Source organism: Hufsiella arboris (genome assembly GCF_009834875.1).
Classification (GTDB): Bacteria; Bacteroidota; Bacteroidia; order Sphingobacteriales; family Sphingobacteriaceae; genus Hufsiella_A; species Hufsiella_A arboris.
The window spans coordinates 13972-34087 of sequence record NZ_WVHT01000001.1; the positions used below are offsets into that span (position 1 = coordinate 13972).

Genomic DNA, 20116 nt, shown 5'->3' on the forward strand with positions numbered 1-20116 from the left:
TCTATTGAACTCCAAGTTTAATTAATGCAAAAACTGAATAGTTAAGCATATCCTGGTAATTTGCTTTTACGCCTTCAGAAGCTTCTGTTTGTCCCTCGTTATCTTCGATTTGCTTAACGCGCAGCAGTTTCATCAATATCAGATCGGTTAACGAACTAATGCGCATATCGCGCCATGCTTCACCATAGTCGTGATTTTTAGCGAACATTAACTCTTTAGTTTCCATTGCCTTTTGGTCAAATAAAACTTCGACCCGCTCGGGAGAAAGTTCCTTACTGTCATCGTCGGTCAGATCGAGTTGCATCATGGCAATCAGGCAGTAGTTAACTATTCCAATATATTCAGAAGTAATGCCTTCCCCCACCTTCGAAATTTTCTTTTCTTCGAGTGTACGTATGCGCTGCGCTTTAATAAAAATTTGATCGGTGATTGAGCTTAAACGAAGTATGCGCCACGCTGTCCCATAATCCCGCGTCTTCTTTAGAAAAAGTTCACGACACACTTTAATTACTGATTCGTATTCTGATGAAGTTTTTGCTGACAAACCTTGATTTTATTTGGTTGAACAATGAAATAGTTGGTATTTTGTTGTTTTTATGAGCGATAAAAATACATTTTTTAAGCAAAAGTCGACCCTTAATATTAACGGAAAACTGCTTGACCTTACTGTTCCGAAGGTTATGGGCATTCTGAATATAACGCCCGATTCGTTTTACGACGGCGGTGTTCATAACAACATCGATCAGGCTTTGCGTCATACTGAAAAGCACCTGTCGGAGGGAGCGGCGATAATTGATATCGGAGCCTATTCATCGCGCCCATCCGCCGCCGACATATCTGTGAAAGATGAAATTGACAGGTTGCGGCCAGTGCTCCAAGCGATCGCAAAACGCTTTCCTGAGGCCATACTTTCAATTGATACTTTCAGATCGGAGGTTGCAACAGCCGCCGTAAACGAGGGCGCTCATATTATCAATGATATTTCAGGCGGCTCGCTCGACGAGAGAATGTTTGAAACCATTGCTGAGTTAAAGGTTCCTTATATTCTCATGCATATGCGCGGTACTCCAAAAACCATGCAAAAACTTACAAGCTACAACAACATGGTGCAGGAAATCCTTGAATATTTTATTTCCAGAATCTCCGACTTACGATCGCTGGGCGTAAAAGACATCATTATAGATCCCGGTTACGGCTTTGCCAAAACCACCGAACAGAATTACGAATTGCTCTCACGATCTGATCAATTCAAAATATTGGAATTACCCGTACTGACGGCAGTTTCACGAAAATCGATGATCTACAAACCTCTTGAAATTAGCGCTGATGAGGCACTGAATGGCACTACGGCGCTTCACACGATCGCCCTTTTAAAGGGTTCATCTATTTTACGTGCACACGATGTAAAGCAAGCTGTAGAAGCAATTAAGATTGTGAGTATGTTGCCTTCTTATTAACTTGTCGTCAAAACCATGTTACATGAATAACTTCGATTTCAGTTTTCTGAATATTCGCTTTTTAGACATTATAGATATTGTACTTGTAGCAGTTATATTCTACTATATATACAGCCTCATAAGAGGAACTATCGCAGTGAACATCCTCGTCGGACTGGTAATTATTTACCTGCTGTTTCTAATCGTTAAACAATTAAACATGAGCCTTCTATCCCAAATATTGGGAGGTTTTGTAAGCGTTGGGTTTTTAGCTGTCATTATCGTTTTTCAGCAGGAGATAAGGCGATTCTTGTTACTCATCGGAAAGAATGCATCGATGCGTCATATTACCTGGTGGGATTATGTATTCGGCAAAAAGGACAGCTCTCAAACAACTCTTACTTTTATCAAGCCGGTTATTGATGCCTGCAAAAGCATGAAAAAATCGAAGACCGGCGCCTTAATCATATTCGCTAAATATTTTGATGAACAGTATTATCAAAATAGCGGCGAAACCATGGAGGCGTTAATTTCTAAACGACTGCTGGAAAGTATTTTCCAAAAATATAGCCCTCTTCACGATGGCGCTGTCATTGTTGCCGATGGCAAAATTAAGGTGGCGAGTTGTATCCTGCCGTTAACTGACAATGAAACCCTTCCGCCTCAGTTTGGGTTAAGGCACCGTGCCGGAATCGGCATTTCCGAAATGAGCGATGCGGTCGCTGTTATCGTATCCGAAGAAACCGGAGAAATAGCGTACGCCAAACAGGGCCGTGTAAAGATGAACGTCGGTTTAGATGAATTGGAGAAGCTGCTAAACAAAGATGCATAAACCGGGTTTATGGAATTTACATATCCTTCACATCTTATAGGAAATTAAATACATGAATATGAAGAGAATTTTTGCAGCAGTAGTACTTAGTTTACTTACCATTTCAGGTTTTTCACAAACAGTTGATACACGTCGTAAAATAGAAGTAACCGGCACAGCCGAGACAGAAGTAACGCCGGATATTATTTACGTGGCCGTTTCGCTAAAAGAATATTTCAAAGACAATGCAAATAAAAAGAAAGTAAGCATTGATGAGCTGGAAAGGCAACTGCAAACAGCGGTATTAAACGCCGGGATTTCAAAAGAGAATTTTACCATTAACAACGTTTCATCGTACACCGATTACTGGAACAAAAAGAAAGATCCAAATTACCTGGCATCGAAACAATATCGTATAAAGATCACTGATCTGACGAAATACAACCAGATCATCAATTCGGTAGATTCGAAAGGGATAGCTTACACAAATATCGAAAGCTACGATTACTCGAAAATTGAAAGCCTTAAAAAAGACCTGAAGATTAAAGCATTGCAGGCCGCCAAGGATAAAGCGACTTACCTGGCTTCAGCCGTAGGCGACCAGGTTGGCAAAGCGCTTGAGATTCAAGAGATAAATAATGAATCGTATCCACAACCTTATTATCGTGCGAATGTAATGATGAAATCAGATGCAATGTCTGCGGAAGCAGCGCCGATGCCGGATATTGATTTTAAAAAGATCAAGCTGAATTACCAGATGCGTACGGTGTTTGAATTGAAGTAACATAGAACACATAATGAAAAGCGGCTCCGATACTTGAGGCCGCTTTTTTCGTTTATATCTACGCTCACTGACACTTCACAAGCCTTAACCGCCGATATATTAAATTGAACTTTACGATTTAAAACAAGAAATCAGTCTGCCTGTTAAAAATCCATGTTTATCCTGGTAAGTCCGCCCAACTTCCATAAAATGGTAACTGTCCATTTTTCTTAATGGCACATACCAGTTTGAGTTCTCCTTTACTATCTAACACGAAGCAACTCAACAAAAAACAGATTAGAAACACATTCAGAATCATAAATTACCTCTCAGTGATTTAAAAATAGACGAAGATGAACAGCATAAAATCTAATGTTAATGACGAAACCGGGCGTTCAAACGACAAGGTAAAAGTTATTCATGAGCCAGACTCAAGTAAAGAAGTACAGCGAAATACTCCCGGAAAAACGATGCCTTTTTCAGATCAGATCGGCAACTACCAGCGCAATAAAGGTATTCCGTCCAAATCATTCGACAACAGCAAAATTTACATTGTTGGAAGCGGAATCGGCGGAATGGCTACTGCTTATTACTTTATTCGCGATGGCCATGTACCCGGGAAAAACATTGTGTTCCTGGACCAGCTGCATATAGATGGCGGCTCTTTGGATGGAGCTGGAAACGCAACTGACGGATACATTATCCGCGGCGGACGTGAAATGGACATGACCTATGAAAACTTGTGGGATATGTTCCAGGATATTCCCGCATTAGAAATGCCTGCACCTTACAGTGTATTAGACGAATATCGTTTAGTTAATGACAACGACCCGAATTATTCGAAAGCAAGATTAATTCACAATCAGGGAGAAATTAAAGATTTTAGCAAATTCGGCCTGGAGAAAAAGGACCAGTTGGCCATGGTAAAGTTATTGCTAAAGAAAAAAGAAGACCTGGACGATCTGACTATCGAAGACTATTTCAGCGAATCCTTTTTAAATAGCAATTTCTGGTTCTTCTGGCGAACTATGTTTGCATTTGAGAACTGGCACAGTTTGTTGGAACTGAAACTTTATATGCACCGTTTCCTGCACGCCATTGACGGAATGAAAGATTTCTCGTGCCTGGTTTTTCCTAAATACAATCAGTATGATACGTTTGTTACTCCGCTAAGGAAATTTCTCCAGTCGAAAGGTGTGCAAATTCATTTGAATACGCTTGTGAAAGACCTCAACATCCATATCAACACCGACGGGAAAGTGGTTGAAGGGATTATAGCGGACCAAGATGGAAAAGAAGTGGAAATTCCCGTCGGCAAGGACGATTTCGTTATCGTAACCACGGGTTCCATGACGGAAGATACTTTTTATGGCAATAACAAAACCGCACCGCTTATAAAAATAGACAACAGTAATAGCGGGCAAAGCTCTGGATGGAAGCTTTGGAAAAACCTTGCTGCAAAATCGGCAGTTTTTGGCAACCCGGAAAAATTTTGCAGCGATATAAAAAAATCGGCATGGGAATCTGCAACGCTCACTTGCCGCCCTTCTGCGTTTACGAAAAAGCTAACCGGATATTCCGTTAATGACCCTTACTCCGGAAAAATCGCAACCGGCGGTATTATAACAATCACTGATTCGGAGTGGCTTATGAGTTTCACCTGCAACAGACAGCCGCACTATCCAACGCAGCCAGATAATATCCTGGTGGTATGGGTTTATGCCTTATACATGGACAAGGCAGGCAACTACATAAAAAAAACAATGCCTGAATGTACCGGTGACGAAATTTTATCTGAGCTTTGTTATCATTTAGGAATTATCGATCAGGTTGATGATGTATTGAAAAATACTATAATCAGAACAGCTTTCATGCCGTATATCACATCGATGTTTATGCCAAGGGCGAAAGGCGACCGCCCTCGGGTTGTTCCGGAAGGCTGTAAAAACTTAGGCTTAATCGGCCAGTTTGTCGAAACCAATAATGATGTTGTATTCACTATGGAAAGTTCTGTAAGAACCGCCAGAGTAGCCGTCTACGAATTGCTGAATCTGAACAAACAAGTTCCTGATATCAATCCATTACAGTATGACATCCGGCATCTTCTCAAAGCAACTAAATCGTTAAATGATAACAATTCATTTTTAGGCGAGGGGATATTGCGGCGCATATTAAAAGGGACCTACTTTGAACATATTCTGCCGCCTGGAGAAGAAGAAAAAACACACGAATCCTTTTTAGCAGAACAGTTTGGTAAATTCCAGGATTGGATTAAAGGAATTCGGGACTAATAAAGGACACACCAATTAAAAGCTAAATTTAATTTCAGAATATCACTAACCCTTTTTGGCGTCTCACCTACCACCCTCCAGGGATAGATGTAGCTATTGAAATATTATTGTCGGTGAGACACCAACAACGGTGTAAGCGGCCGTTTCTTTTTGCGAATAATTGTTTTCAGTATTGGCGGCAAAGTTGTCCGCCAATATTAGAAACCATTCTGACTTTAAGTTAAAGTGTCCGTGACTTTACCTTATTTTAGTTTGGCCCATTTAGCCATTAGTTTCTTATCAGCAAAATCGCGTTAGCAACCTTTCTCTCCCCTTCGTGATCCCATTTTTTATTGTCGCTGGGATGGTTGACAATTCCCTTTTGTTTTCTGGCATTCACCCACAAGGTTGTTGATCCGCCGCCATCAAGGTTGATCGCGTTATTCGCACCAAACCATTTTAGAAATTTCTCCAGCTCGTATAAGCTCATGCCGGCCGCATTGTCGTTCCTGCCATCAACTGTGATGAGATAAGTTTTGTTGCCCTTTTTTGCAATCGCTGTACGCGGATGTCTTAGTCTTGCAAAAGCAGAAGTGTCTGCAAGTGTTAAGCTATCATGGTAGATTAACAACGGTCCGCTTAACAGGATATTACTTGCTTTCAGGCCCTGCTCCCACTCTGCGGACCCGTCCCATTTCGCAATATCCAGTCGGTTATGATCAATTATAATCGCTGCTTTCTGATGTCTTGCGCGAGTTGAATCTTTCTCTAAACGATTTCCGGAAATAATGGAATCATTTGCCTTAATGTAATCGACTGAACCGCCATTCTTCACATCAAAAAAACTTCCGTTAATGGCGGCTGTAGCTTTACTGCTCTCGCCAAAATCACTGGTGTGCCGTAATAATTGCCTTTCATAAGCCAGTTTGAATTTATTTCGTTTACGCGTTTTTACTTCAACTATGCTCACATATTGATTTGATTTGAATAAGCTCCCTTTGAAATTTTTTTGGAACAAATGAACGCCACCGGCAAGTTTGCTTTTATTCCAGCCGGATTGTACAATTTGAACCGAATCAGCCTGTGCGAAAAGCGATTTACTAAAAAGAAGAAGTGAAGTGATAAAGCCCAATTGAAATCTCATCTCAGAAAAATTTGTCTAAAAAACAAAAAAGTCCGGCAAAAGCCAGACTTTTCAATATTTTAACGGTTGGTTTAACCTTGTGTCAATGCTGCGGCACCGCTAACAATCTCCGAAAGTTCGGTTGTAATAGCAGCCTGACGTGCCTGGTTATATGAAAGCTTTAAGGCTTTTAATAGCTCCCCGGCGTTGTCTGTCGCTTTATCCATAGCCGTCATACGCGCACCGTGTTCTGATGCATGTGAATCTAAAATCGCTTTGTAAAGCTGAATTTTAATAGACTTAGGAATTAATTGATCAACTATCTCCTCACGTGAAGGCTCAAGTATATAATCTACTTTACTGGTTTTGTCTTCTGCAGTTGGCTCAGGTCGTGACACTGGCAGCAATTGTTCTGTGAAAACAAATTGCATAGCCGCGTTACGGAAATGATTGTAAACAACCTCAACTCGGTCATAATCACCATCAACAAATCCCTTCATAATCGATTCGGCAATAACCGACGCGTTCTCAAAAGTTAAAGCGCTGTAAAGCTCGTTGTTGTTACCAATAACCTGGTATTTACGTTTCTCATAAAAATCCTGCGCCTTCTTACCGATGGCGACAAGCGAAACATTTCCTTCGCGATATTGTGCAGCGTATTTTTCAGATATAAGCTGGTTCGTAGCCTTAATAACGTTCATGTTAAAAGCTCCGGCCAAACCACGATTTGAAGTAACCGCAACTATCAAGACACGTTTAGGCTCGCGTTCCTGGATAAATGGCGAGTGCGAAGCTTCCAACGAAGCTGAAAGATTTGAAAGTATATCCTTCAGTTTGTTGGCATAAGGCCTTAACTGAACAATTGCATTAGTAGCACGCTTCAACTTGGCAGCCGAAACCATCTTCATGGCCTTAGTGATCTGCTGTGTCGAACTTACTGACGCGATACGGTTTCTTACTTCTTTTAAATTAGCCATTTATATTGGATGTGAGATGTGAAATGTGAGACATGAGAACTATATAGTGCCCAATCTCATATCTCATATCTATTGTCTCATATCTAAATTAATACTTACCTGAAAGTTCTTTCGCTACAGTTTCCAGAACACCTGTTAACTGATCATCAAATTTACCGGCTTTTAAAGCTTGTAAAACTTCCGGATGACGCAGTTCCAACTGTTGAGTGTATTCTGTTTCAAATTCCTTCACTTTATTTACCGGAACGTTACGTAACAAACCTTTCGTACCGATGTAGATGATGGCAACTTGTTTCTCAACCGATACCGGTGAGAACTGTCCTTGTTTCAGGATCTCCACGTTACGGACACCTTTATCAAGAACCGCTTTAGTAGCAGCATCAAGGTCAGATCCGAATTTAGAGAAAGCCTCCAATTCACGGTACTGAGCCTGGTCAAGTTTCAAGGTACCTGCAACTTTCTTCATCGATTTGATCTGAGCGTTACCACCTACACGTGATACCGAAATACCTACGTTGATCGCCGGACGAACACCTGAGTTGAACAAGTTAGACTCAAGGAAGATCTGACCATCCGTAATCGAAATTACGTTTGTCGGGATATACGCAGAAACGTCGCCAGCTTGTGTTTCAATGATCGGAAGCGCAGTTAATGAACCACCACCTTTAACGATTCCCCTGATTGACTCAGGAAGATCGTTCATGTTCTTAGCGATTTCATCAGATGCATTGATCTTAGCAGCACGCTCTAATAAACGGCTGTGAAGATAAAATACATCTCCAGGATAAGCCTCACGGCCCGGTGGACGACGAAGCAATAAGGATACTTCGCGGTAAGCAACAGCCTGTTTAGACAAATCATCATAAATGATTAATGCCGGACGGCCGGTGTCACGGAAGAACTCTCCAATAGCAGCACCTGCAAAAGGCGCGAAGAATTGCATCGGAGCAGGATCAGAAGCAGAAGCTGCTACAACCACGGTATAAGGCATCGCTCCGTTCTCCTCAAGGGTACGAACAATACCTGCTACAGTAGAGTTTTTCTGTCCGATTGCAACATATATACAGAATACAGGCTGGCCTGCATCGTAAAATTCTTTTTGATTGATAATGGTATCGATACAAACGGCAGTTTTACCAGTTTGACGATCGCCAATTACAAGCTCGCGTTGTCCGCGGCCGATTGGAATCATCGCATCGATAGCTTTAATACCTGTTTGTAAAGGCTCGGTAACCGGCTGACGATAAATTACGCCAGGAGCTTTACGCTCTAATGGCATTTCATACGTTTGACCAGTAACAGGGCCTTTGCCATCAATAGGCTGACCAAGCGTGTTAACTACACGGCCAAGCAATCCATCACCAACATTAATTGATCCGATTTTTTTGGTACGCTTTACTGTATCACCTTCTTTAATCTCATCGAAAGGGCCCAACAATACAACACCCACATTATCTTCCTCAAGATTCAATACAATTCCCTGAAGGCCGTTTTGAAACTCAACCAGCTCACCTGACTGAACCTGTGTTAAGCCGTAAACACGAGCAATACCGTCACCGATTTGCAACACGGTACCAACTTCTTCAAGTTCGGCCGCTGATTGAAAACCCGACAGTTGCTGTCTGAGTATTGCCGATACTTCGTCTGGTCTTACCTCTACCATAATTTTATTTAAGAGTTTTTATTTATTATCCGTTATTCTGATTAGTTGTTACGCAACTACTTTTTGCGCAAATGATTTTTTAAGCGTATTCAGCTGGTTTGATATACTGGCGTCAAATTGCTTATCACCAACTGTTAACACAAAGCCCCCGATCAAATCCGGGTCAATCTTTGTCTCCAAAATCACCTCGTTTGCAGAAGTGTTTTGTTTAACGACATCGATTATTTCCTTCTTGTTTTCGTCACTCAAAGATTCAGCAGAAACAACCCGTGCCTTTACGATTCCTTTTTGGCGGTTAAATTCATTAATGAACTCTTTAGCTGTTGCATAAAGAATTTCGCCGCGGCCTTTATTGGTAACGATTTTAAAAAAAGAGATAACTACGGGATGTACTTCTTTGCCAAATATCTCTGATAAGATGGCAATCTTCTTCGCATGAGGGACAACAGGATTCTTCAAAACCGCAACAAGCTCGTGATTGGCTTTGCAAACCTTGATGAAGCTTTCCATATCAGTTTTGATCGCGTCAACTGCATTCTGTTCCTTTGCCAGGTCCAGAAGTGATTTGGCGTATCTTGATGCTACTTGTAATTCAGACATTCTCTATCTCCGATTAGCAAACGATTTCAGATTCTGAAATCATCCTTTCCAATTAATTTAATTTTACTTCCTTGATCAGGTCAGATACCAATTCTTCCTGTTTAGCTTTATCAGAGAATTCCTTGCGAAGAACGCGCTCTGCAATAGCAAGTGACAAGTGTGAAACCTGGTTTTTCACTTCATCTAATGCAGCCGCTTTCTGGCTGTTGATTTCCTGTTTTGCTTTCGCGATCATTTTAGCGCCTTCAACCTGTGCGGTTTTCTTAGCATCGTTAACGATCTGCTCTTTCAGCTCGCGGGCTTCTTTTAAAATCAGGTCACGCTCTGCACGTGCTTCCTTTAAAAGCTGCTCATTTTCGTTTGTTAAACGTTTTAATTCATCCTTTGCATTTTCGGCGGCAGTCAAAGCCGATTCAATTGAACGTTCACGGTCGTGAATTAAATTCAATATTGGCGACCATGCGAATTTCTTCAGTAATAACAGTAGAAATAAAAACGCAATAACTGTCCAAAAAACTAAGCCGATACTCGGGGTTACTAATTCCATCTCTTATTAAATTGTCTTTTTAATCAGTTTAGTAAAACCGGAAGTGCTGCCAACCGCAAATACTTCCGGCTTAATTAAGCAATTCCTTATGCTCCTACGTTGTTACCTAACAACGCAACTACCACACCGAACAAAGCAACACCTTCTACAAGGGCTGCAGCGATGATCATAGCAGTTTGAATTTTTGAAGCAGCTTCTGGCTGACGAGCTATACCTTCCATAGCTTTACCACCAACCTGACCGATACCGATACCAGCACCGATTACAGCTAAACCTGCACCTATTGCAGCAATTGAACCTACCATAATTGTTTTATTTATTTATTTAAACTGATGTTTCTAATTAATTAATGATGCTCCTCAACCGCCGAACCTATGAACAGCGCTGTAAGCATGGTAAATATAAAGGCCTGTAAAAATGCTACCAGCAGCTCAAGCACATCCATAAACAATACAAATGCAATTGAAACCGGCGCAATAGCCAACGTTTTGAATATAAAGATCAACGAGATCAAACTCAGCACGATAATGTGTCCCGCGGTGATATTCGCAAATAAACGAATCATTAACGCAAACGGCTTTGATATAATACCAATAATCTCAACCACCCACATAATAGGCAGCAACCAGAAAGGAACATCCGGTTTAAAGATGTGACTCCAGTAGTATTTGTTACCTTTTACATTCACTACAATCAGCACCATTGCCGAAAGAACAAACGTTACCGCAATATTTCCTGTCACATTAGCTCCTCCCGGGAAAATCGGGATCAATCCTAACAAGTTGTTAATCCAGATGAAAAAGAAAATGGTCAGCAATAAAGGCATGAATCGCTCATACTTGTAACCAATATTCGGGCGGGCGATATCGTCGCGAACAAACACGATAAACGGCTCAACAACCGATTGAAATCCTTTTGGCGCTTTACCAACACGTTTTTTATAGGTTTTTGCCACCCCAATAAACATTACAAGAATGATAAATACTGCGATAAATAGGGCAGCGACATTCTTTGTAATTGAGAAGTCAATCACTTTCGCGCTGGCTTGCTCATCAACTTTTCCATCTGCACCTATTACACGAATATGCTCCTCTTCATTCCGGTAGGTGTTGTACTTTCCGGTATAATCAACACTTTCGTGATGTTCATTCAAAAAATTGCCTGAAGAAAAAAACTCTAAGCCAGCAGGTGTATAAAGGATTACAGGGAGATGAATCGAAGTATGTCCCCACAAATGCCAGTCGTGCGTGTCGCTAATGTGCTCCAGAATAGTTACCGTAGGATCGAACTTCTCTTCATGATGCTCAGGATGATCTTCCTTAACAACCATCTTCTCAACTGAACTTGCAGAATCAATGCTATCCTGAGCTTGTGCTTGAAGTGTGAAAAACGCGAAAAAAAGCGCGAAAACAGCACTTAGAGAGATTTTTTTGAAATTGAAAATGCAGTTGAAATACATTTATTGCGTGATTTTTACGTTTTATTTTGGTGGCGCAAGTTACGCAACAAAGTATAAACTTCAAAGGCTGTAAATAATAAATAAACAGAAAAAAAATCAGCAGCAAAAAGAAGGCCGTTCACCTTGAATTTCAGCAAGTAAACTACTACAAGAGCCAAACAGAATATCAATTTCATTCCGATAGCGGCCATGATCATATTAATTGACATTTCGCCCCCTTTTTTAATTCCGCTTAAGGCCAGCATGTACGAAATAAAAGTCAGGATTGCTACAGATAAAAAAATAATCCAGAATCCGGGAATCAGAATTTGCGCTGGTTGAACGAGCTTTGAAACCAGAACAGTTAGGCAAACTAAAATTCCGGTATAGACTAAAAAGTAAGCGATGCTTTTATTAAGATTCAATTTTTAGGTGTTTTAATTGATCGGATAACCAGGTATAAGGAAATAAATACTCCGGCTAAACTTAAAATGGCTGTAAAGATAGGTTGTTTTGAGTTTCTATTTTCATCAATTTTATAGCCTGCAAAAGTGAATAACCCGATAATGCCAATCATTTGAAAGGCAAGTGCGCTATATTTCGCATAAGCGTTTAGCTCCTTCTTTTCTTGCTTAAAATTCTCTCCAGGTTCCATAGTCAAAATTAATAATAGAAATCAATGGTTAAATGATACTTTTAGACCGAAGGTTTTAATTGAAGATTATATTTTTGTATTACCTTGTTGTATTTATATAACGTTCACGGCTTGAAATCAATCCATCAGCAATTCATCTTTATTGTTTGTTTAATCTTATCGGCATGCGGCACTAATAAAGATACCGTAACAAGCAGGAGCATGCAAAATTTAACATCTCGTTACAATATAATCTATAATGCTAACGAGTTGTTAAAGGAGAGCGTGACAAATATTGAGACATCAACGGCCGACAATTACGACAATATTTTGCCTGTCTATAAAGTACCTACTGAGGAAATCGCCCAGTCAGAATTTAAAAACCTGGATTCCATTATAAAAAAGGCAAATGTTATCATTTCGGATAAAAGCCAGGGTAATTATGTTGATGATGCATATATGCTTATCGGTAAAGCCAATTATTTTAAGGCCAATTATTTCAATGCTGCCGAATATTTCAGGTATGTAAATAAAACCTACCGGGATGACCCTGAACAACGGGAAATCTCCTGGCTCTGGCTCGGGCATTCATTGCTTAACCTGGATAATAAAGATGAAGCAGCGCCGGTGCTCGACAGCGCGTTGCGGAATGTTTCACTTGCCAAAAAGAACGCCGCGGATGTTTTTGCCACCGAAGCTCAATTCAACATAAAAACCGGGAACGAGTTGTATGCGATAGAAATGCTTCAGAAAGCGTTGAAAGCCGGCACAACTGGCCCTAAGACCGTTCGCTGGAAATTTATCCTGGCTCAGTTGCAGGAAAAAAACAATCAACTTAAAGAGGCTTACGAAAATTATTCTGCGGTTGTTAAAAGTAACGCCTCATTTGAGTTGGCCTTTAATGCTCAACTTAACCGGATAAGGATAGAAGATGCCGACAACAAACAGGCTGGAAACAAAGTTCAGCACTTGAAGGCGTTGCTCCGGGCGGACAAAAATGAGGATTTTAAGGATCAGATCTATTACCGGATCGGCGACGTGTATCTTCAAAATAATGAAACTTCTGACGCGATAGAAAATTACAACCTGGCAGTTAAAAACAGCGTCAAAAATCAAACTCAAAAGGGTTTAGCTTACTACCGCTTAGCGGAGATCAATTTTAAAAACACCAGGTATTCCGAAGCAAAATCCTATTACGATAGTACGTTAGCTAACTTGCCGCCAACCTACCCAGGCTATACGCTTATTGAAGTAAAGAGCAAAAATCTTGATCTGCTGGCCGACAGGTATAGCGTTATATCCAGGGAAGATACGTTACAGGCTTTTGCTCAAATGCCCGAAGCGCTTAGAGATTTACGCATCGGCGCTTTAGTCCGCGAACAAATAGGAAAAGTAAACTCGCCGGGCACCGCCACGCCTGATGTTTTTATAGCTGCAATAGATAATCCGACCAGCACTACCGGCAACGCGATCACCGAGGGGAAATTCTATTTTAACAACACTACCGCGTTAAGCCAGGGTTTTTCAGATTTCAAACGACGCTGGGGCAACCGGAAACTTGGCGACAACTGGCGCATAGGAGACAAAAGTTCACAGGAGTCAACCGCAACGGCAGCAAGCGCTCCCAACCAGGGCCTGCCTACCGGGAATATCCCTGTTCCTCAGGATGAAGCCAGTCTTATAAAGTCTTACCGGGATGCACTGCCATTAACGCCTGTTCAACTCGAACAGTCAAATCAAAAAATAGCTACCGCATATTTTGATATTGGCAACTTTTACCGTGATGAGCTAAAGGACGACGCTGAGGCAATAAATACTTATCAGGAGATATTGAGACGTTTTCCGCAAAGCTCCTACAGATCTTCCGTTTTATACAATTTATATCGCTTGTATCAGACAAAGGATCCGGAAAAGTCAAATCATTATAAAGAGCTACTGCTGAGAGAATTTCCAGATTCACCTTTCGCGAAAATTATAACCGATCCTGACTACAGTCAAAAAGCGAATGAGAAAACAGCAAAACTATTGGCTGATTACAATGCAGTTTACAACCTCTATCTTCAAAAAAAATATGTCGATGTTATAAGTGGAGTTACTATTATTCAACAAGATGGCAAAAATCAATTCTCGCCCCAACTTGGCTATTTGAAAGCTTTGGCAATCGGCCATACCCAAAGGCTGCCTGCACTGGAAGAGGCGTTCAGACAGATAGCTACCGAATTTCCCGACGATAAAATAATTACACCTCTTGTTGCGGAGCATCTTCAATTTTTAGATAAAAACCGTGATGAGATTGGCAAAAGGCCAGTTGCTTTAGTTGATTTTGACCCAAATGAGCCGCGATTCGTTGAAGAACCGACTGCCCAACCCGCCACAGCGCAAGTAAAACAGCAAGCCAATAATATTCCTGCGCAAGCGCAGCCGGCAAATTTACCGCCAGCAAAAGCAGAACAAAAACCGGCGGATTTACCTAAGCCGGCAGCTAACAAAATGTTTAGTTTACCGGATTCTGCTGAATATTACTTTGCAATTAATGTGCTCGATGCAGGTGTCAATCTTAGTTCGTCACGCTTTGGAATCGGGCAATTTAACAGGGCTAATTTTTCAGGAAACCAAATTAAACACCAGCTAAAAGATGTAAATAATGAAAATCAACTGATATTTGTCGGCAAATTTTTAAGCCTTAGCACCGTTAAAGATTACGAGCGAAACATTTTACCTCTTATACGGGATATCATGAAGATCGCTCCGGACAAATACAATACCTTTGTGATTACGAATGACGGTTTGAATAAACTTACAGATCGTAACATGATTAACTTATATATTGATTTTTACAAGCAGCAACCTTAATATGCAGCGCCGAACTAAACAGCTCTCACAACAAGAAATAAACAGATATACAGTAAACCTATGGAAGATCGTAATAGGCTTTATTGCCTTTGGGGTAATATTGCTTTTTAGTATCGGATTAGGTTTATTTGGGAAATTACCATCCTTTAGGGACCTTGAGAATCCGAAAAGCAATATCGCATCTGAAGTTATATCTGATGACGGCAATATCCTGGGAACATATTACGTGCAGAACCGAACTCCTGTACGCTATGATCAAATTTCACCCAATGTTATTAACGCACTGGTTTCAACAGAAGATAAACGGTTTTACAGCCATTCAGGATTGGACTTCAAGCGTACGTTTTCAATTATATTTAAAAACCTTATTGGTAAGAAAGAAGGTGCAAGTACCATTACCCAACAGCTCGCCTTAAATCTTTTTTCAAAGGAAGGCCGCTCACGGAATACATTAAAACGAAGTATCCAAAAACTTCAGGAATGGATCGTGGCTGTAAAACTTGAGCGGCAATACACCAAGGAAGAGATTATCACCATGTACCTGAATACTGTAGATTTCGGAACTTATAACAGTTTCGGGATCAAGGCAGCCGCCCGTACATTCTTTAATACCACACCTGATAAGTTGAAACCGGAACAGGCAGCTATGCTGATTGGGATGTTAAAGGGACCATCTTTATATTCCCCTATCCGCAACCCCGACAACGCATTGCGCCGCAGAAACACTGTTTTGAATAACATGTATCAGGCAGGATTTCTCACAAATTCTGAATTTGAAGAGGTAAAAGAAAAACCAATTAAGCTTTCGATTAATCCAACGGATTATAGCGAAGGTTCCGCAGCATATTTTAGAGCGGTCCTTAAAAGAGATATTCAAAGGATTTTCGAGGAACAGTCCATCACAAAAGCTGACGGAACACCTTACGACCTCGACCGCGACGGTTTAAAAATATTCACATCGATTAATTCTAAAATGCAAACCTATGCTGAACAAGCTCAGCGGGAGTATTTGAAAAGCTTACAGAACCAGTTCAATCAGCAATGGGGCGGGCGGGATCCGTTTAAATCTGACAAGATGATGCAGGACCTGCTTTTTACAGGAATGAAACGATCAGACAGATATAAACAACTCAAAGCTGAAGATAAAAGCAACGACGAAATTTGGGCTGATTTCAGAAAACCTGCAAAGATGACCATCTTCAGCTGGCGGGGAGATATCGATACATTGATGCGCCCGATCGATTCGATAAAGTATTACAAATTAATGCTACGTAACGCGGTTATGTCGATGGAGCCCCAAACAGGGTATGTAAGAGCATGGGTTGGCGGGAACAACTTTGAATATTTTAAATATGATCAGGTAAAAATGGGCGCCAGGCAGGTAGGTTCTACCGCAAAACCCTTTACCTACGCAGTTGCAATCGGCAGTCAGGGCTTTTCGCCATGTTACCAGGTGCCAAACGAGCCCGTGACCGTTGAAGGCTGGACTCCTAAAGCCTATAAGCCGATTCCAGGATATTTGACTTTACGAAAAGCGCTTGCAAACTCACAGAACTATGTCACGGCTTGGGTAATGAAACAAGTTGGTGCCACGGCTGTATCAACTCAAATTAAAAAGATGGGCATATCGACAGATGTCCCCGCTTATCCGTCCATTTGCCTTGGCACATTTGACGCCACACTTTATGACATGGTCGGGGCTTACTCAACATTTGTTAATCACGGTCTTTGGACAGAACCAATTTACCTGCTTCGGATTGAGGATAAAAATGGAAATGTACTTTACGACCGCAAACCACAGGTTAAAGTAGCCCTGGATCCGCAAACGGCTTATGTAATGACAAGCATGCTAAAAAGCGTTGTGAACGAAGGTACAGGCGTTAGGCTCCGTTATAAATACAACTTTAAAAACCCCATCGGTGGAAAAACAGGCACAACGCAAAATAATTCCGACGGTTGGTTTATCGGGATTACACCTGAACTCGTAACAGGCGTTTGGACAGGCTGTGAGGACCGCGCTTTGCATTTCTTTTCTACGGACAAAGGTGAAGGCGCAAATTCAGCTCTACCGGTTTTTGCGTTATACATGAAAAAAGTTTATGCTGATCCATCGTTAAAATATACAAAAGGTGATTTTGAACCTCCCAAAGGCGGGGTCAAAATAACATTGGATTGCGACGCGTACGGACCAGCTAAGACCGACTCAACCCAAACCGAGCCACAAACTGAAGAACTAAAAGATGATACAAGATTTTAAGGTCGTGGATTTTAGTTTATGGAAAAGTTCGATTATCGTGAAGCGTTAAAAAAAATCCCTAAGAGGCCCGGTGTTTACCAGTTCTGGAACAGTGACAATGAGTTAATATATATTGGTAAGGCGAAAAACTTAAAGAACCGCGTTACCAGTTATTTTATTAAGGATAATTACAGGATTAACGCCAAAACACGTGCGCTGGTAGGTAAGATAAATAACATAACTTTCACTATCGTTGATACGGAGATTGATGCCTGGCTGCTGGAAAACAGCTTGATTAAAAAGCATCAGCCACGATACAATGTAATGCTGAAGGATGATAAGACCTATCCATGGATTGTCATTAAAAACGAAAATTTTCCGAGAATTTACTGGACCAGGCGTATTATTCGCGATGGTTCAAAATATCTAGGCCCTTATGCATCGGTTAGCATGATGCATACCATGCTTGATATGGTTCGTGAAATATATCCATTGCGAACATGTAATCTGCCTCTCACCGAAGAAAACATTAAAGCCGGAAAGTTTAAGGTTTGCTTAGAATACCAGATTGGAAACTGTAAAGGCCCCTGCCAGTCGTACCAAAGTGAGTTTGACTATAATGACAGTATAGAGAGTATCAAAGATATATTAAACGGTAAAATCGGCGGAGTTATGAAGAAACTAAAATCTGATCTGGATCAGGCTGTTTCTGAGATGAACTTCGAACTTGCTCACCGTTTAAAGCGGCAGTTTGATTTGCTTGAAAGATATCAAAGTAAATCTACGATAGTCAATTCATCCATTACAGATGTTGATGTATTCAGTATTGCTAGTGATGAGAAACATGCGTTTGTGAATTTTCTGAAGATAATGAACGGAACGGTTATTCAAACGCAAACCATCGAAATCAGGAAAAAGCTCGACGAATCAGACGAAGAACTTTTAAGCATCGCGATCTCAGAATTCAGAAGCCGGTTTAAAAGCCAATCGAAAGAAATTATCGTACCCTTTGAACTGGAGCTTGAAGATCCCGGGATCAAATTCACTGTTCCTAAATTGGGAGAAAAGAAAAAGCTGCTTGACCTTTCCCAAAAGAATGTCACTTTCTTTAAACGTGACAAACTGGAGCAATATGAAAAACTGAATCCGGATCATAGAACGGACCGCATCATGGAGCAGATGATGAAGGATCTGCGCATGAACCAACAGCCAAGACATATCGAGTGCTTTGACAACTCGAATTTTCAGGGAAAATATCCTGTCTCGGCGATTGTTGTTTTTAAAGATGGGAGGCCGTCCAAAAAGGATTACAGGCATTTTAACGTAAAAACAGTAGAAGGCCCTAACGACTTCGCCACCATGGAAGAGGCGGTTTACAGACGTTATAGACGGCTTTTAGAAGAAGGCGAACCATTGCCGCAGCTAATTATTATCGACGGCGGTAAAGGCCAGTTATCATCCGCTCTAAAAAGCCTCAGACTATTGGGCATTGAAACTCAGGTAACAGTTATTGGCATTGCTAAAAGACTCGAAGAAATATTTTACCCTGGCGATCAATACCCTTTGTATCTTGATAAAAAGTCGGAATCACTAAAAATTATTCAACAGCTTCGTGACGAAGCACATCGTTTCGGGATAACATTCCATAGAAAGAAGCGCAATAAAGGAACGCTGGTTACCGAAATTGAAAAAGTTCCCGGCATAGGCAAAACATCTGCTGAAAAGTTACTGAAGCACTTTAAATCTGTTAAGAAAGTAAAGGAAGCTTCGCCCGAGCAATTGCTTCAATTTATTAACACCAAACAGCTCAAGGCTCTTAACGAATACTTTGAAAATTAAAAAAGGCTTCATTTCTGAAGCCTTTTTATTTTTTTATTATAAATGTGAGTCATTAATATGACCATAAATCATGCTCGTAATCCACAAGCTCTTTCTTAACACGCTCTGATTCATAAAGCTTGTCAATTCCTTGTGCATAATCCTTAATTCTGAGATCGTCAGGATTTGATTCTTTAACGATATAACTTGCAAAAATTCGCTTCATAAAGATATCATCATAACTTAAACCCGTTGCATCGTTCGCACGATTTACCACTTCTTTAGTTACAAATATTTGCCTTGCCTCGGGAAAATAAATCCAGAAAGCGGGTTGTTCACCCAAATCCTGCCCGGCAGCTTTAATTTTCACAAGCGGTGCGATACCAATTATCCGTGGTTCAAAAATCGAACGCTGCTTATCGAAAATCCAATCCTCTTTTATACGGAATTTCACGACGCTGTCAGGGTTAAATTCACCAGCCTGAATATGCGAGCCGGTTTGGTTACCATTGGCATCAAATTCCGGAACTACTACGCTATCAGCAAACTTTGACATCGCCTGCTCTGGCTTCAGAATAGTTGTGAACTCATCGCCATTGGGATCATCTTTAGTACTCAATGCATCATAAGCAGTAAGCTCTCCTGCCGTTACGGCGCTCATGATTACGTCTATTAAACGACCTTTAGGAGATGCATATGCGCGGTTCATTTTGTCCCGAAGATCAATTTCTCTCCATACACGCTTAGAATACATTACATCTGCCTCCCGTAGATTCGCGTAAGGCGTAACCTTGGCATCGAGAATATTACTTTTCTTGTAATATCCATCAAGCGGTTTATCCGGTGCCGGTTTAACAGGTTTTGTACTGTTGCTAAGATTTGGCTGCTGACCAAATACTGTTGAACAGATAACTACAAAACCTCCGATTAATAAAATCCGTTTCATA

The 20116-nt window shown here is 40.9% G+C and carries 18 protein-coding genes; 7 read left to right on the forward strand and 11 right to left on the reverse strand.

The window, feature by feature from the left end; all coding sequences use genetic code 11:
* Position 1: 1 nt before the first annotated feature.
* Positions 2 to 544 (reverse strand): DUF1599 domain-containing protein, encoded by a 543-nt coding sequence (locus GS399_RS00070; protein WP_160842468.1) that lies wholly within the window; start codon positions 542 to 544, stop codon positions 2 to 4.
* A 52-nt stretch (positions 545 to 596) separates the two neighbouring features.
* Between GS399_RS00070 and folP the strand changes: the two genes are divergently transcribed.
* The 4 genes from folP (at position 597) to GS399_RS00090 (ending at position 5301) form a co-directional block, all read left to right on the forward strand.
* The gene (gene folP / locus GS399_RS00075) at positions 597 to 1457 is read left to right on the forward strand and encodes a dihydropteroate synthase (protein ID WP_160842469.1); all 861 of its coding nucleotides are present in this window, start codon (positions 597 to 599) and stop codon (positions 1455 to 1457) included.
* Positions 1458 to 1479: 22 nt separating this feature from the next.
* Positions 1480 to 2268: a diadenylate cyclase CdaA gene (gene cdaA / locus GS399_RS00080; RefSeq protein ID WP_160842470.1), complete on the forward strand. Its 789-nt coding sequence runs from the start codon at positions 1480 to 1482 to the stop codon at positions 2266 to 2268.
* A gap of 58 nt (positions 2269 to 2326) precedes the next feature.
* Positions 2327 to 3031 carry an SIMPL domain-containing protein gene (locus tag GS399_RS00085; protein ID WP_160842471.1) on the forward strand — a complete coding sequence of 235 codons (705 nt, stop codon included), beginning with the start codon at positions 2327 to 2329 and terminating at the stop codon, positions 3029 to 3031.
* Positions 3032 to 3363: 332 nt separating this feature from the next.
* Positions 3364 to 5301 (forward strand): oleate hydratase, encoded by a 1938-nt coding sequence (locus tag GS399_RS00090; RefSeq protein WP_160842472.1) that lies wholly within the window; start codon positions 3364 to 3366, stop codon positions 5299 to 5301.
* Between the two features lie 268 nt (positions 5302 to 5569).
* Here the strand turns inward: GS399_RS00090 and GS399_RS00095 are convergent, their stop codons facing one another.
* The 9 genes from GS399_RS00095 to GS399_RS00135 all read right to left on the reverse strand — a co-directional run bounded on the left by GS399_RS00095 (position 5570) and on the right by GS399_RS00135 (position 12283).
* The gene (locus GS399_RS00095) at positions 5570 to 6424 is read right to left on the reverse strand and encodes a phosphodiester glycosidase family protein (RefSeq protein WP_160842473.1); all 855 of its coding nucleotides are present in this window, start codon (positions 6422 to 6424) and stop codon (positions 5570 to 5572) included.
* 71 nt (positions 6425 to 6495) lie between these two features.
* Complete coding sequence (gene atpG, locus GS399_RS00100; RefSeq protein WP_160842474.1) at positions 6496 to 7380, reverse strand: ATP synthase F1 subunit gamma; 885 nt, start codon at positions 7378 to 7380, stop codon at positions 6496 to 6498.
* A gap of 88 nt (positions 7381 to 7468) precedes the next feature.
* The gene (gene atpA, locus GS399_RS00105; protein WP_160842475.1) at positions 7469 to 9043 is read right to left on the reverse strand and encodes a F0F1 ATP synthase subunit alpha; all 1575 of its coding nucleotides are present in this window, start codon (positions 9041 to 9043) and stop codon (positions 7469 to 7471) included.
* A gap of 48 nt (positions 9044 to 9091) precedes the next feature.
* Positions 9092 to 9643, reverse strand: a complete 552-nt coding sequence (atpH, locus tag GS399_RS00110) for an ATP synthase F1 subunit delta (protein WP_160842476.1) — start codon at positions 9641 to 9643, stop codon at positions 9092 to 9094.
* Positions 9644 to 9695: 52 nt separating this feature from the next.
* Positions 9696 to 10190, reverse strand: coding sequence for a F0F1 ATP synthase subunit B (locus GS399_RS00115; protein ID WP_160842477.1), 495 nt, complete (start codon positions 10188 to 10190; stop codon positions 9696 to 9698).
* A gap of 86 nt (positions 10191 to 10276) precedes the next feature.
* Complete coding sequence (atpE, locus tag GS399_RS00120) at positions 10277 to 10495, reverse strand: ATP synthase F0 subunit C (protein WP_149075669.1); 219 nt, start codon at positions 10493 to 10495, stop codon at positions 10277 to 10279.
* A gap of 41 nt (positions 10496 to 10536) precedes the next feature.
* Entirely contained in the window at positions 10537 to 11649 is a 1113-nt protein-coding gene (atpB, locus tag GS399_RS00125) for a F0F1 ATP synthase subunit A (protein WP_160842478.1), read from the reverse strand.
* A 14-nt stretch (positions 11650 to 11663) separates the two neighbouring features.
* On the reverse strand, positions 11664 to 12053 hold the full coding sequence (locus GS399_RS00130) for a hypothetical protein (RefSeq protein WP_160842479.1): 390 nt from the start codon (positions 12051 to 12053) through the stop codon (positions 11664 to 11666).
* Entirely contained in the window at positions 12050 to 12283 is a 234-nt protein-coding gene (locus GS399_RS00135; protein WP_160842480.1) for an AtpZ/AtpI family protein, read from the reverse strand. Before GS399_RS00135 ends, GS399_RS00130 begins: the two co-directional genes overlap by 4 nt.
* Before the next feature lie 111 nt (positions 12284 to 12394).
* Here GS399_RS00135 and porW point away from each other — a divergent pair, with 111 nt between their 5' ends.
* From porW to uvrC, 3 genes are read left to right on the forward strand one after another with little or no spacing between them, the layout of a single operon-like run.
* Positions 12395 to 15115: a type IX secretion system periplasmic lipoprotein PorW/SprE gene (gene porW, locus GS399_RS00140; RefSeq protein ID WP_500778603.1), complete on the forward strand. Its 2721-nt coding sequence runs from the start codon at positions 12395 to 12397 to the stop codon at positions 15113 to 15115.
* 1 nt (position 15116) lies between these two features.
* On the forward strand, positions 15117 to 17372 hold the full coding sequence (locus GS399_RS00145) for a penicillin-binding protein 1A (protein WP_160842482.1): 2256 nt from the start codon (positions 15117 to 15119) through the stop codon (positions 17370 to 17372).
* An 18-nt stretch (positions 17373 to 17390) separates the two neighbouring features.
* The gene (uvrC, locus tag GS399_RS00150; protein ID WP_160842483.1) at positions 17391 to 19190 is read left to right on the forward strand and encodes an excinuclease ABC subunit UvrC; all 1800 of its coding nucleotides are present in this window, start codon (positions 17391 to 17393) and stop codon (positions 19188 to 19190) included.
* Positions 19191 to 19242: 52 nt separating this feature from the next.
* On the opposite strand, the gene porN is transcribed toward uvrC, so the two are convergent.
* Complete coding sequence (gene porN / locus GS399_RS00155; RefSeq protein ID WP_160842484.1) at positions 19243 to 20115, reverse strand: type IX secretion system ring subunit PorN/GldN; 873 nt, start codon at positions 20113 to 20115, stop codon at positions 19243 to 19245.
* Between the last annotated feature and the right edge of the window lies 1 nt (position 20116).